Source organism: Pseudomonas sp. DSV-1 (assembly GCF_035830915.1).
Classification (GTDB): domain Bacteria; phylum Pseudomonadota; class Gammaproteobacteria; order Pseudomonadales; family Pseudomonadaceae; genus Aquipseudomonas.
Genome location: NZ_JAYMYG010000001.1, coordinates 3,609,080 through 3,621,512 on the forward strand (window position 1 = coordinate 3,609,080; position 12,433 = coordinate 3,621,512).

At 57.4% G+C, this 12,433-nt stretch carries 11 protein-coding genes; 4 read left to right on the forward strand and 7 right to left on the reverse strand.

Going from position 1 to position 12,433, the window contains the following annotated elements; genetic code table 11:
* Nucleotides 1–84: 84 nt before the first annotated feature.
* Nucleotides 85–939 (forward strand): bifunctional methylenetetrahydrofolate dehydrogenase/methenyltetrahydrofolate cyclohydrolase FolD, encoded by an 855-nt coding sequence (gene folD, locus VSQ83_RS16935; RefSeq protein ID WP_235574359.1) that lies wholly within the window; start codon nt 85–87, stop codon nt 937–939.
* A gap of 117 nt (nt 940–1,056) precedes the next feature.
* On the opposite strand, the gene cysS is transcribed toward folD, so the two are convergent.
* Both cysS and VSQ83_RS16945 read right to left on the reverse strand, forming a co-directional pair.
* Nucleotides 1,057–2,439: a cysteine--tRNA ligase gene (gene cysS, locus VSQ83_RS16940; protein WP_133077957.1), complete on the reverse strand. Its 1,383-nt coding sequence runs from the start codon at nt 2,437–2,439 to the stop codon at nt 1,057–1,059.
* Between the two features lie 22 nt (nt 2,440–2,461).
* On the reverse strand, nt 2,462–4,159 hold the full coding sequence (locus tag VSQ83_RS16945; protein ID WP_133077958.1) for a glutamine--tRNA ligase/YqeY domain fusion protein: 1,698 nt from the start codon (nt 4,157–4,159) through the stop codon (nt 2,462–2,464).
* Nucleotides 4,160–4,436: 277 nt separating this feature from the next.
* Between VSQ83_RS16945 and VSQ83_RS16950 the strand changes: the two genes are divergently transcribed.
* Together VSQ83_RS16950 and lpxH are read left to right on the forward strand one after the other, a co-directional pair.
* Nucleotides 4,437–4,940, forward strand: coding sequence for a peptidylprolyl isomerase (locus VSQ83_RS16950; protein ID WP_019823171.1), 504 nt, complete (start codon nt 4,437–4,439; stop codon nt 4,938–4,940).
* On the forward strand, nt 4,937–5,665 hold the full coding sequence (gene lpxH / locus VSQ83_RS16955; protein ID WP_133077959.1) for a UDP-2,3-diacylglucosamine diphosphatase: 729 nt from the start codon (nt 4,937–4,939) through the stop codon (nt 5,663–5,665). Before VSQ83_RS16950 ends, lpxH begins: the two co-directional genes overlap by 4 nt.
* Before the next feature lie 55 nt (nt 5,666–5,720).
* Here the strand turns inward: lpxH and VSQ83_RS16960 are convergent, their stop codons facing one another.
* From VSQ83_RS16960 to VSQ83_RS16980, 5 genes are all read right to left on the reverse strand, one after another.
* A complete protein-coding gene (locus VSQ83_RS16960; protein WP_133077960.1) occupies nt 5,721–7,250 on the reverse strand; it encodes a DHA2 family efflux MFS transporter permease subunit in 1,530 nt (509 codons plus the stop codon).
* Between the two features lie 63 nt (nt 7,251–7,313).
* Nucleotides 7,314–8,519 (reverse strand): efflux RND transporter periplasmic adaptor subunit, encoded by a 1,206-nt coding sequence (locus VSQ83_RS16965; RefSeq protein ID WP_133077961.1) that lies wholly within the window; start codon nt 8,517–8,519, stop codon nt 7,314–7,316.
* Nucleotides 8,520–8,528: 9 nt separating this feature from the next.
* Nucleotides 8,529–10,004 (reverse strand): efflux transporter outer membrane subunit, encoded by a 1,476-nt coding sequence (locus tag VSQ83_RS16970; protein ID WP_326427232.1) that lies wholly within the window; start codon nt 10,002–10,004, stop codon nt 8,529–8,531.
* Nucleotides 10,001–10,474, reverse strand: a complete 474-nt coding sequence (locus tag VSQ83_RS16975; RefSeq protein ID WP_133077963.1) for a MarR family winged helix-turn-helix transcriptional regulator — start codon at nt 10,472–10,474, stop codon at nt 10,001–10,003. The genes VSQ83_RS16970 and VSQ83_RS16975 overlap by 4 nt, the downstream gene beginning before the upstream one ends.
* Before the next feature lie 265 nt (nt 10,475–10,739).
* Complete coding sequence (locus tag VSQ83_RS16980; protein WP_133077964.1) at nt 10,740–11,348, reverse strand: tRNA-(ms[2]io[6]A)-hydroxylase; 609 nt, start codon at nt 11,346–11,348, stop codon at nt 10,740–10,742.
* A gap of 220 nt (nt 11,349–11,568) precedes the next feature.
* Between VSQ83_RS16980 and VSQ83_RS16985 the strand changes: the two genes are divergently transcribed.
* A complete protein-coding gene (locus VSQ83_RS16985) occupies nt 11,569–12,432 on the forward strand; it encodes a universal stress protein (RefSeq protein WP_133077965.1) in 864 nt (287 codons plus the stop codon).
* Nucleotide 12,433 lies beyond the last annotated feature (1 nt).

Below are 12,433 nucleotides of genomic sequence, written 5' to 3' on the forward strand. Positions count from 1 at the left end.
CAGACCAGGCGCCTTTGCCCTCGCGCCACGGCATGCGAGAATGCACGTCCTTTTTCCACCCTTTACGATGGTTAATCACGCGTAATGACTGCACAACTAATCGACGGTAAAGCGATTGCCGCCAGCCTGCGCCAGCAGATTGCCAAACGTGTCGCCGAGCGTCACGAGCAAGGCCTGCGCACCCCTGGTCTGGCAGTGATTCTGGTCGGCAGCGATCCTGCTTCCCAGGTTTATGTTTCGCACAAGCGTAAAGACTGCGAAGAGGTAGGCTTTCTTTCCCAAGCCTATGATCTGCCTTCTGACACCACCCAGCAGGACTTGACCGACCTGATCGATCGTCTCAATGACGACGCGAACATCGACGGCATCCTGCTGCAACTGCCTCTGCCTGCCCACCTGGATGCCTCCAAACTACTGGAACGCATTCGCCCGGACAAAGACGTCGACGGTTTCCACCCTTATAACGTCGGCCGCCTGGCCCAACGCATCCCGCTGCTGCGCCCATGCACGCCGAAAGGCATCATGGCCCTGCTGGAAAGCACCGGCCAGGATCTGTACGGAATGGACGCAGTGATTGTCGGAGCCTCGAACATCGTTGGCAGGCCAATGGCCATGGAGCTGCTGCTGGCTGGCTGCACCGTGACCGTGACCCACCGCTTTACCAAGGATCTGGCCGGCCATGTTGGCCGTGCCGACCTGGTGGTCGTGGCTGCTGGCAAGCCAGGCCTGGTCAAAGGCGAGTGGATCAAGGAAGGCGCTATCGTGATCGACGTTGGCATCAACCGTCAGGCTGATGGCAAGCTGGTCGGCGACGTGGTGTACGAGACCGCCCTGCCCCGCGCCGGCTGGATCACTCCAGTTCCAGGCGGCGTAGGCCCGATGACTCGTGCCTGCCTGCTTGAAAACACCCTGTACGCAGCTGAAACATTGCACGGCTAAACGTTCAAGCTGCTACAAACACAACGGCACCTTCGGGTGCCGTTGTTATTGGCGCCGCCAAAAGCAGGACAAACAAAAGCCCGCACTTGGCGGGCCTTTATTCATACAACGAGCAACCTAGTCAGCCAAGCGCCAGGTCGTCCCACCCTTACCGTCTTCCAGCACAACACCCATCGCGGCGAGCTGATCACGAATTCGATCAGACTCTGCCCAGTCCTTGCCGGCACGGGCCGCCAGACGCGCTTCGATCAACGCATCTACCTGAGCCGCATCGATCTTGCCTTCAGCACCCGCCTGCAGAAAGTCATCCGCCTCAAGCTGCAACACACCCAACACATCGGCCAGTTGCTTGAGTCGCGCCGCCAGACCGGCAGCTGCCTGCAGGTCGGTTTCGCGCAAACGGTTGATCTCACGAACCATCTCGAACAGCACCGCACAGGCTTCAGGCGTACCGAAGTCGTCGTTCATGACCTGGGTAAAACGCTCAACAAACGCCTCACCACCGACCGGAGCAACCTTGGGCAGGCCTTTAAGTGCGTTATAGAAGCGATCCAGGGCCGCTTTCGCATCCTTGAGATTGTCTTCGGAGTAGTTGATCGAGCTACGGTAATGGCTTGAGACCAACAGGTAACGCACAACTTCTGGATGATATTTCTCCAGAACGTCGCGAATGGTGAAGAAGTTGTTCAAGGACTTGGACATCTTCTCGCCATTGATGCGAATCATCCCGCAGTGCATCCAGGCATTGGCGTAGGTCTTGCCGGTTGCCGCTTCGCTTTGGGCGATTTCGTTTTCATGGTGCGGAAACTCAAGATCGCTCCCGCCACCATGAATATCGAAGGTCTCACCCAGGCAGCAGGTAGACATCACCGAGCACTCGATGTGCCACCCCGGACGACCAGGACCCCACGGTGACTCCCAACTCGGCTCTCCTGGCTTGACGCCTTTCCAGAGCACGAAGTCCAGCGGATCATCCTTGGCCTCGTCGACTTCGATGCGAGCGCCAATGCGCAGATCTTCGATCTTTTTGCGCGACAGCTTGCCGTAGCCCATGAACTTGGCAACACGGTAGTACACGTCACCATTGCCCGGAGCATAGGCGTAGCCCTTGTCGATCAAGGTCTGGATCATTGCGTGCATGCCAGGGATATGGTCCGTGGCACGAGGCTCCATATCCGGCTTGAGGATATTGAGCCGCGCTTCGTCTTCATGCATCGCCGCGATCATGCGCTCGGTCAGCGCCTCGAAAGGCTCGCCGTTCTCCCGGGCACGATTGATGATCTTGTCTTCGATGTCCGTGATGTTTCGCACGTAGGTTAGGTTGTAGCCGCTGAAACGCAACCAGCGGGTCACCAGATCGAACGCAATCATGCTGCGGCCATGACCAATGTGGCAGTAGTCGTACACGGTCATGCCGCACACGTACATGCGCACATTGTTACCGTCCAGCGGCTTGAATACTTCTTTGCTCTTGGTGAGCGTGTTGTAGATCGTAAGCACGGCTTTTTCCTTCAAAACTTGATCACTGGCCCCACGAATCACGCAAGGTCACGGTACGGTTGAATACCGGGTGACCGGGTTTCGAGTCCTTGATATCCGCGCAGAAGTAACCTTCGCGCTCGAACTGGAAACGGTCTTCCGGCTGTGCATTACCCAGCGAGGGCTCAGCACGACAACCGGTAAGAACCTGCAGCGAGTCAGGGTTGATGTTTTCCAGGAAACCGGCGCCATCCTCGGCCTTTTCAGGGTTCGGCGAGCGGAAAAGACGGTCATACAAACGCACTTCGCATTCGACGCTGGCAGCAGCCGGCACCCAATGCACAACACCTTTGACCTTGCGACCTTCAGGGTTTTTACCCAGGGTTTCAGGATCGTACGAGCAATGCAGTTCGACGATGTTGCCATCGGCGTCCTTGATCGCTTCGTCAGCACGAATCACATAGCTGCCGCGCAAACGCACCTCGCCCGCAGGCTCAAGACGCTTGTAGCCTTTTGGCGGCTCTTCCATGAAGTCGTCACGGTCGATGTAGATTTCACGGGCGAACGGCAATACCCGCACCCCCATGTCTTCTTTCGGGTGACAAGGCAGTTCAAGGTTTTCGACCTTGTCTTGCGGGTAGTTGGTGATGATGACTTTCAGCGGGCGCAGTACGCACATGGCACGGGGTGCGCTGTGGTCCAGATCGTCACGAATGCTGAATTCCAGCATGCCGAAGTCAACCACACCGTCAGAACGGTTGGTGCCGACCATGTCGCAGAAGTTACGGATCGACTTGGGCGTGTAGCCACGGCGACGGAAACCCGACAGCGTGGACATGCGCGGGTCATCCCAGCCATTGACGTGTTTTTCGTCAACCAATTGCTTGAGCTTGCGCTTGCTGGTGATGGTGTAGTTCAGGTTAAGACGGCTGAATTCGTACTGACGCGGGCGCGCAGGCACTGGCAGGCTGTCGAGGAACCACTCATACAACGGGCGATGGCTTTCGAATTCCAGGGTGCATATCGAATGGGTGATCCCTTCGATGGCGTCCGACTGACCGTGCGTGAAGTCATAGTTCGGGTAGATGCACCACTTGTCACCGGTCTGGTGATGGTGGGCATGGCGGATGCGGTACATGATCGGGTCGCGCAGGTTCATGTTCGGCGAGGCCATGTCGATCTTGGCCCGCAGTACGCACTTGCCGTCCTCGAATTCACCGGCCGTCATGCGAGCGAACAGATCAAGGTTCTCTTCGACACTGCGGTCGCGGAACGGGCTGTTCTTGCCAGGCTCAGTCAGGCTGCCGCGGTATTCCTTGGCCTGCTCGGGTGTCAGATCGCAAACGTAGGCCTTACCCTCTTTGATCAGGTAAATCGCCCACTCGTGCAACTGGTCGAAATACTGGGAGGCATAACGCACTTCGCCAGACCACTCAAAGCCCAGCCATTTGACGTCGCTTTCAATGGCGTCGATGTATTCCTGGTCTTCCTTGGCCGGGTTGGTGTCGTCAAAACGCAAATGCGTAACGCCACCGAACTCCTGAGCCAACCCAAAGTTCACACAAATGGATTTGGCGTGACCGATGTGCAGATAGCCATTTGGCTCTGGCGGGAAGCGGGTCACGATCTGTGTGCATTTACCCGAGTCAAGGTCCGCCTGAACGATTGGACGCAGGAAATTGGCCGGGACAGCAGGGCCAGCCTTTGGATTCAGAGTGGGGTCGACAGTGGGCTTGCTCATAGGATCCTTGAACGTAACAGGGTGCGCGGCCTGGGTCGGCCGACTAAATCAAAGCGCCTATCATAGCCGATGCCGCCAAGTCACTGACAGAGCAGGTGCTCAATCAAAGCGATTGAAATGCCGGCTTTTAGTCCCCATATGGGAAAAACACCATCGAAATGCCGTGCGGGCACGCTAAACTCCGCCCGCGGCTGTATCTACCCAGCCAGCCTGGGGGATTGAGGTGCGTGTCACCGCGCCCAGGCCCGACGAATTCTCTGATAGAGCGATAACGACCATGACCAAAGTAAAACTGAGCACCAACCACGGCGACATCGTGATCGAACTGAACGCTGAAAAAGCACCGATCACCGTTGCCAACTTCATCGAATACGTTAAAGCCGGCCACTACGAAAACACCGTTTTCCACCGTGTAATCGGCAACTTCATGGTCCAGGGCGGCGGTTTCGAGCCAGGCATGAAAGAAAAGAAAGACAAGCGCCCAAGCATCCAGAACGAAGCTGACAACGGCCTGCCAAACGAGAAGTACACCGTGGCCATGGCTCGCACCATGGAGCCGCATTCGGCTTCCGCCCAGTTCTTCATCAACGTGGCTGACAACAGCTTCCTGAACCACAGCGGCAAAACCGCTCAAGGTTGGGGCTATGCCGTATTCGGTAAAGTCGTTGAAGGCCAGGATGTTGTAGACAAGATCAAAGGTGTTGCCACGACTTCCAAAGCCGGTCACCAGGACGTGCCTAAAGAAGACGTGATCGTCGAGAAAGCAGAGATCATTGAGTGATACTGCTGATTTCAGATTTGCATCTGGAAGAGGAGCGCCCGGACATAACCCGGGCGTTTCTGGATTTCCTGACCGGGCGTGCCCGCTCGGCTCAGGCGCTCTACATCTTGGGTGATTTTTTCGAAGCCTGGATTGGCGACGATGCGATGACGCCCTACCAGCGCTCGATCTGTGAAGCGCTACGAACACTGAGCGATACCGGCACCAAGATTTTTCTGATGCACGGCAACCGCGATTTCTTGCTTGGCCAGGCCTTTTGTAAAGCGGCTGGCTGCACCCTGATCAAAGACCCCAGTGTTGCGGACTTTTATGGCGAGCCGGTTTTGTTGATGCACGGCGACAGCCTGTGCACTCGCGACGAAGCCTACATGCGCCTGCGACGCTACCTGCGCAACCCCATCACTTTGTGGATTCTGCGCCACCTGCCCTTGGGCACGCGGCATAAATTGGCGCGCAAACTGCGCAGTGAAAGCCGTGTCCAGACCCGTATGAAAGCCAATGACATCGTCGACGTGACTCCCGAGGAAGTGCCCCGGATCATGGCTGACTTTGGCGTACACACCTTGATTCACGGCCATACCCACCGTCCCGCGATCCACAAACTGCTGGTTGCAGATCACGCCGCCAAACGCATTGTGCTCGGCGACTGGGACCGTCAAGGCTGGGTACTGCAAGTGGATGAGCACGGCATGCAACTGATGCCGTTTGATTTCACGCCAGCCTAGATTCAAGAGCCCCTCACCCTGGCCCTCTCCCGGAGGGAGAGGGTAAAAGCCCACATCAATGCCCGCTGGTCGCCGGCCCCGCTTTGGCGGCAAACGGTGGCTTGGCCAGCCATACCAACAAAATCAACCCCATAAACAGCCAGCCCATCATGGTGAAGTAGTCCACGGTGGAAAACATATACGCCTGACTGGTCAGAATCTTATCCATCTGAGCGTAGGCAGGCGTACTGGCACCCCCCAGGCTTTCCAAGGTATGGCGTGTCACCGGGTCATAGGCGCTGATGCTTTCACTCATGTAGGCATGATGCTGATCCGCCCTGCGAATCCAGATCCATGTGGTCAAGGAGGCCGCAAAACTCCCCCCCAGGGTCCGCAAGAACGTTGCGAGCCCAGCGCCATCGGCGATCTGATGCGGCGGTAAATCCGACATCAAAATGGTCAGCGTCGGCATAAAGAACAAGGCCACGCCAATCCCCATAAACAGCTGCACCATCGCGATATGCTGGAAATCCACCTCATTGGTGAAGTCTGCACGCATAAAGCAACTCAGGCCGATAGCCAGAAACGCCAGGCCAGCCAGCAAGCGCAAATCGAATTTATGCGCGTACTTGCCCACAAACGGCGACATCAACACCGGCAAGATCCCGATCGGTGCCACAGCCAAACCCGCCCAGGTCGCGGTGTAGCCCATCTGCGTCTGCAGCCATTGCGGCAAAATCAAATTGATGCCGAAGAACCCGGCATACCCCAACACCAGCACAATGGTGCCGATGCGAAAGTTACGGTGGGCAAACAGGCGCAAGTTGACGATCGGATGCTTGTCGGTCATTTCCCAAATGATGAAAGCCGCCAGTGCTACTACCGACAATGCGCTGCCCAAAAGGATGAAGTTGGACTCGAACCAGTCCAGATCATTGCCCTTGTCGAGTACGATCTGCAGCGCGCCTACACCAATGATCAGGGTAATCAACCCCACATAGTCCATCGGCTGACGGGTGATCACCACGGGGCGGGACTTCAGTTGCTGGCGAACCACCATCACCGCGAAGATACCGATCGGGATATTGATGAAGAAGATCCAGGGCCAGCTGTAACTGTCTGTGATCCAGCCACCCAGAATGGGACCCGCAATGGGCGCAACCACCGTGACCATCGCCAGCAATGCCAATGCCATCCCCCGTTTCGCAGGTGGGTACACCGCAATCAACAGGGTTTGCGTCATGGGATACAGCGGCCCGGCCACCAACCCTTGCAGCACCCGAAACCCGACCAGTTCAGGCATCGAGGTCGAAATACCGCACAAGAACGAGGCCAGCACGAACAGGATAGTGGCCCACAAAAACAGCTTCACTTCGCCAAAACGGCGACTCAGCCAGCCTGTCAGGGGCAAGGCAATCGCGTTACTGACCGCAAATGAAGTAATCACCCACGTGCCCTGCTCAGAACTCACCCCAAGGTTGCCGGAGATGGTGGGCAAGGCGACGTTGGCGATGGTCGTATCGAGCACCTGCATAAAGGTTGCAAGCGACAGACCAATAGTGGCCATTACCAAGCTGGGAGGGGTAAAAGACGCGTTTGTACTCATCGCAAATCCTTTAAAGCCGGGGATGCAGCCTCGCCGGTGCGGCGAGGCTCATGGATTGGCGAATCAGCGTTGGGCGGCCATATCGCCTGTTGCAGCGCTGTTGCTGTCAATCAAACGCGTGATCAGGGCTTCGGCCTCGGCCAATTGCTGCGCATAGACATGGGTGGTGAACGAGGCTTTTTGCGGCGGTTGCTGGGCCAGCACCGGGCCGCTCTGGTCACGCAGGTTCACATCAACCGTTGTCGACAAACCAACACGCAGCGGATGTGCAGCCAGCTCATCGGCATTGATGTGGATACGCACCGGCACACGCTGCACGATCTTGATCCAGTTACCCGTGGCATTTTGCGCAGGCAGCAGGGCAAATGCGCTGCCCGTCCCGGCACCGATGCTGTCGATGGTGCCGCTGTATTTCACGCTGCTGCCATAGATATCCGATTCAATGTCCACCGGCTGACCGATGCGCATCTTGTGCAACTGGGTTTCCTTGAAGTTGGCATCAATCCACAGCTGATTCAGCGGAATGACCGCCATCAACGCGGTGCCCGGCTGAACCCGCTGACCCAACTGAACAGTGCGCTTGGCCACATACCCGGTGACCGGAGCAATCAGGGTGGAACGGGCGTTTGCCAGGTAAGCCTGACGCAACTGAGCTGCAGCAGCTTTCACATCCGGGTGGTTGGCCACCGAGGTGTTATCGACCAGCGCACGGGTGGTATCGAGTTTTTGTTCGGCATTGCGCAGGGCGCTTTGCGCTGAAGACAGGTCATCCCGGGCATGGGACAGCTCTTCTTGGGAAATTGCCCCGCCAGCCGCCAGACTTTTCCGGCGGTTGTAGTTGTCCTGGTTCTTTTGCACTTCGACCTTCTGCGCAGCCACCTGGGCCTTCATGCCCTTCACGTCACTGAACAGACCACGAACCTGGCGCACGGTACGCGCCAGGTTGGCCTCGGCGCTTTGCAGGCCCACCTGCGCATCGCTCGGATCGAAATTAAGCAGCACCTGGCCCTCATGAACCAGATCGCCATCATCCGCACCAATACTCACCACCGTACCGGTGACAAGAGGCGTGATTTCAACCACGTTGCCATTTACATAGGCATCGTCGGTGCTTTCATTCCAGCGACCATAAAATTCTTCCCAGCCCCAGACACCCAGGCCTGCCAGGATGACCAGAATCGCCAGGCCACTGAGCAAGAGCTTGCGCTTGCGCTGATTACCCGCGTCCTGGGTGTTTTGCGTTTCATTCGGTGTTTGCACAGTAGCCATGACGAGTACCTAAATAATTCTGCCAACAAGGACTTGAGAGGGAACGGCCTCGGCCGTATTGCCGGGCTCAAATCCACCGCCCAGGGCTTGCATCAGTTGTATCGAAAGGTCGATCTGCTCGGCATTCAGGTCCGCCAGCTGACGCTGAGCCAGAAGCAGTTGCTGCTCAATGCTGAGCACGTCCAGGTAGTTACCGACACCGGAGCCATAGCGCTGCAACACGGTATTGAACGAATCCTGAGCGATATCGGTTGCCCGCTGCTGGGCGTTGATTTGCTGCCCCACGGCACTCAGTTGAGCCAGGGTGTTACTGACATCGCCCAAGGCGCCCACGAGTATCTTGTTGTACTGCGCGACAGCCAGATCGTAATTGGCATCCTCGGCATCCAGACCGGCGCGCAAACGCCCGCCATCAAAGATCGGCAGCGAAATGGCCGGGGCAATATTGAGAAAGCGACTGGCAGACCCGAACAACGCATCCCCCAACAGCGACTGAGTGCCTGCCGCCGCACTCAAGTTGAGATTGGGATAAAAGCGCGTCTTGGCCGCCGCAATATTTTTGCTTGCCGCCTCTACTCGCCAGCGCGCCGCCACCAGATCCGGGCGACGACCCAACAGCTCAGCCGGCAGGGTGCTCGGCAACGCCACGGCGCTCGGCGCCAGAATCTTCGGACGAGCAATATCAACTCCGCGATCCGGCCCCTTGCCCAGCAATACCGCAAGCGCGATGCGTGCACTTTTGAGTTGTTTTTCAGCGCTGATCAACTGCTCCTGAGAACTGGCCTCAAGGCTTTCGGTTTGCTGAAACTGGTAGTGGCTGTCGATGCCGGCTTGCAGACGACGCTTGCTCAGGTCGAGCAATTTGCCGGTACGCTCCAGGTCATCCTTGGCCAGATCACGGACGACAAAGGCATGCCCGAGGCTGCTGTAACCCCGCGCCACATCAGCGGCCAGGGTCAGGCTTGCGGCCTGACTGTCGACTTCGGCCGCGCGGGCTTCGCCCAACGCTGCCTCCCAGGCATCACGCTGGCCGCCCCACAGATCGAACGTGTAATTAAACGTCAGACTGGCATCGCGCAAGGTGTCGTATCGACCACCCTGCCCGGTCGGATCTTGAGAACGCGACAAGCGCGAACGAGAGACATCGGCTTCGGCATCCAGGGTCGGCATCCGTGCGGCATTGGCCGCACCGGCCGCAGCAGTCGCCTGATGCGCACGAGCACTGGCTATTTGCATGTCCGGGCTGTCGCGCAAGGCTTCTTGAATCAGGCCGTCCAGCTGCCCGTCCCCCAAACGCTTCCACCAGTCTTTTTCTGGCCAGGATGCGGGTGTAACCGCAATGCCGTTGAGCGACTGGGCGGCCTTGAGGTTTTTCGCCTCCTGGCTCACGCCCACGGTGTTCAGACCGCTATAGCTGGCGCAACCCGCCAGTACCATCGACGTAAAAACCAGGCTCAGGCCTGTACGCAGCGTTATATGGCTCATTTTTCACCTAAACGCATGACAGTGATCGGATCACCCGCTGCCAGCAGTATTTTCTTGAGGATCTGTTCCAGGCTTTGCAACTCTTGCGGGCTAATGGCGCTTGCCAGCTGATTCATCGCGTCAGCGCCAATCTGCGGCAATTGGCTGGCCAGCGCCTGCCCGTCGTCGGTCAACACCAGCCGCACCTGCCGCCGATCGGCTTCGGAACGCTGGCGCATCAACAGATTTTTTTGCTCGAGACGGTCAAGCATGCGGGTCATCGAGCCACTGTCCAGAGACAGGTGGCGGCAGAGTTCGGCCGGGGTATCGACGTCGTACTGGGCCATGATGATCAGAACCTTGAACTGCGCCGCCGTGATGCCGTAAGGCTCCATATGGCGGTCGATGATCCGGTCCTTGAGCATGGCCGTGCGCCCCAGGAGCATGCCCAGGGTGCAATTTTGGAAGTTATCGGGATGGAAATGCTTCATCAGGGCACCAGGAAGCTGCCTAGGCAGTAATGTTTCTAAATATTACTGTCTAGGCAGCTAATGTCAAGCCGATAATTAGGCAGCTATCTATCTGGCTGTAAGCATTCACCTTTTCTGTAGTCGCTGCCGAGGAACGAGGCTGCGATCGGCGACGCAGCCGTCGAAAAACCTGAAATCGCGGTCTTTCTGTTAAATCGCGGATTCAGGCTTTTCGATTTCTTCGCAATCGATCGCAGCCGTCGTTCCTCGGCAGCGACTACAGGACTCATGCTTGGGTTGGCACACCACTGTGGAAGCGGAATTCAACATCCGGGGACTCGATCAACTCCTGCTCCGCCGCCCTCACCCGCTCGATGACCTGGGCAATATCCTTGGCGTCGCCATACTGATAGGCCAGTTTCAGATAGCCCTGAAAATGCCGGGCCTCGCTCTTGAGCAAACCAAAATAGAACTTGCCGAGTTCTTCGTCCAAATGAGGCACCAATGCTTCGAAACGCTCGCAACTGCGGGCTTCGATAAACGCGCCCACGACCAGCGTATCCACCAGCTTGACCGGCTCATGGTTGCGCACCACTTTGCGCAACCCCGAGGCATAGCGCCCGGCCGACAGCTGACGCAGCTCGATCTTGCGCCTTTTCATCAGGCGCATGACTTGCTCGTGATGCACCAGCTCTTCACGGGCCAGACGCGACATCATGTTGATCAGGTCGACATGGGAGTGGTACTTGGCAATCAGACTAAGGGCCGTGCTGGCAGCCTTGAACTCACAGTTTTTGTGATCGATCAGCAAGGTTTCCTGATCGGCCAATGCCGCTGCGATCCAGCCGTCAGGCGTGCGGCAGCCCAGGAACTCATGAATTTCAGGAAGAATCACGCGCACGCTCCCGACCAATGGGGATTGCACAGCTGACGGGCAGTGTTTTGAAAAATCGCTGACATGAGGCTCACAAAGACTGGATTGAGGCGAGCTGGGGATTATACGGGCCACGGAGCGCAGCACCAACGGCACAACTTGATATGCATCAACACAGGTACAACGACTGAACAACTATAGTGATTAAACGCCGCTTTTATTACTTGTGGAGTTACCGGTCATGCACAGCATCAACAGCCTGTTGGTCGTCATCGAGCCCCATCTGATGGAAAGTCTCGCCCTCAAGCGCGCCAAACACATCGCCAGCCACACAAAAGCGCATTTGCACCTGTTGATCTGCGATAAAAAGCATGACCACTCAGCCCTGCTGAGCGTGCTTGAAAGCAGCCTGAAAAGTGAGGCCTACAGCGTCACCAGCGAGCAGGCCTGGCATGAAAGCCAGCACGCCACCATCATCAAGGTGCAGCAAGCCCACAACTGCGGGCTGGTGATCAAGCAACACGTACCCGACAACCCGCTGAAAAAAGTGCTGCTGACCCCCGAAGACTGGAAACTGCTGCGCTATTGCCCAAGCCCGGTATTGTTGGCCAAGACCGCTGAATCCTGGGAACACGGGGTCATATTGGCCGCCGTCGACGTGGGCAACAACGACCCTGAGCACATGGCCCTGCACTCAAGCATCGTTGACCACGGTTTTCGGATCGCCAGCATGGCCCATGCACAATTTCATGTCGTCAGCGCGCACCCCGCCCCTATGCTCGCCGCTGTCGACGCAGCCTACCCATTGGACACGCAACTGCAAGAAACCTACCGGGCAGAGTGCCGGGTGTTTCAGCAACAGTGTGAAATTGACGACAGCCGCCTGCATATCGAGGAAGGCCCGGCAGACGTGATCATCCCACGGGTCGCCAAGGCCCTGGGTGCAGTGGTAACGGTCATGGGCACAGTGGCGCGCACCGGGTTCTCAGGGGCATTGATCGGCAATACGGCCGAGGTGGTGATCGACAAGCTGGAAAGCGACATTCTGGTGCTCAAGCCCGAGGACATGATCGAGCACCTGGAAGAACTGGCGAATAAAGGCTGAT

What these genes read in the sequence shown, in the direction of transcription:
- VSQ83_RS16950 (WP_019823171.1), top strand. Translation starts at nt 4,437, where the DNA reads ATGACCAAAGTAAAACTGAGCACCAACCACGGCGACATCGTGATCGAA.
- VSQ83_RS16970 (WP_326427232.1), bottom strand. Translation starts at nt 10,004, where the DNA reads ATGAGCCATATAACGCTGCGTACAGGCCTGAGCCTGGTTTTTACGTCG.
- folD (WP_235574359.1), top strand. Translation starts at nt 85, where the DNA reads ATGACTGCACAACTAATCGACGGTAAAGCGATTGCCGCCAGCCTGCGC.
- VSQ83_RS16985 (WP_133077965.1), top strand. Translation starts at nt 11,569, where the DNA reads ATGCACAGCATCAACAGCCTGTTGGTCGTCATCGAGCCCCATCTGATG.
- VSQ83_RS16960 (WP_133077960.1), bottom strand. Translation starts at nt 7,250, where the DNA reads ATGAGTACAAACGCGTCTTTTACCCCTCCCAGCTTGGTAATGGCCACT.
- VSQ83_RS16975 (WP_133077963.1), bottom strand. Translation starts at nt 10,474, where the DNA reads ATGAAGCATTTCCATCCCGATAACTTCCAAAATTGCACCCTGGGCATG.
- VSQ83_RS16945 (WP_133077958.1), bottom strand. Translation starts at nt 4,159, where the DNA reads ATGAGCAAGCCCACTGTCGACCCCACTCTGAATCCAAAGGCTGGCCCT.
- VSQ83_RS16965 (WP_133077961.1), bottom strand. Translation starts at nt 8,519, where the DNA reads ATGGCTACTGTGCAAACACCGAATGAAACGCAAAACACCCAGGACGCG.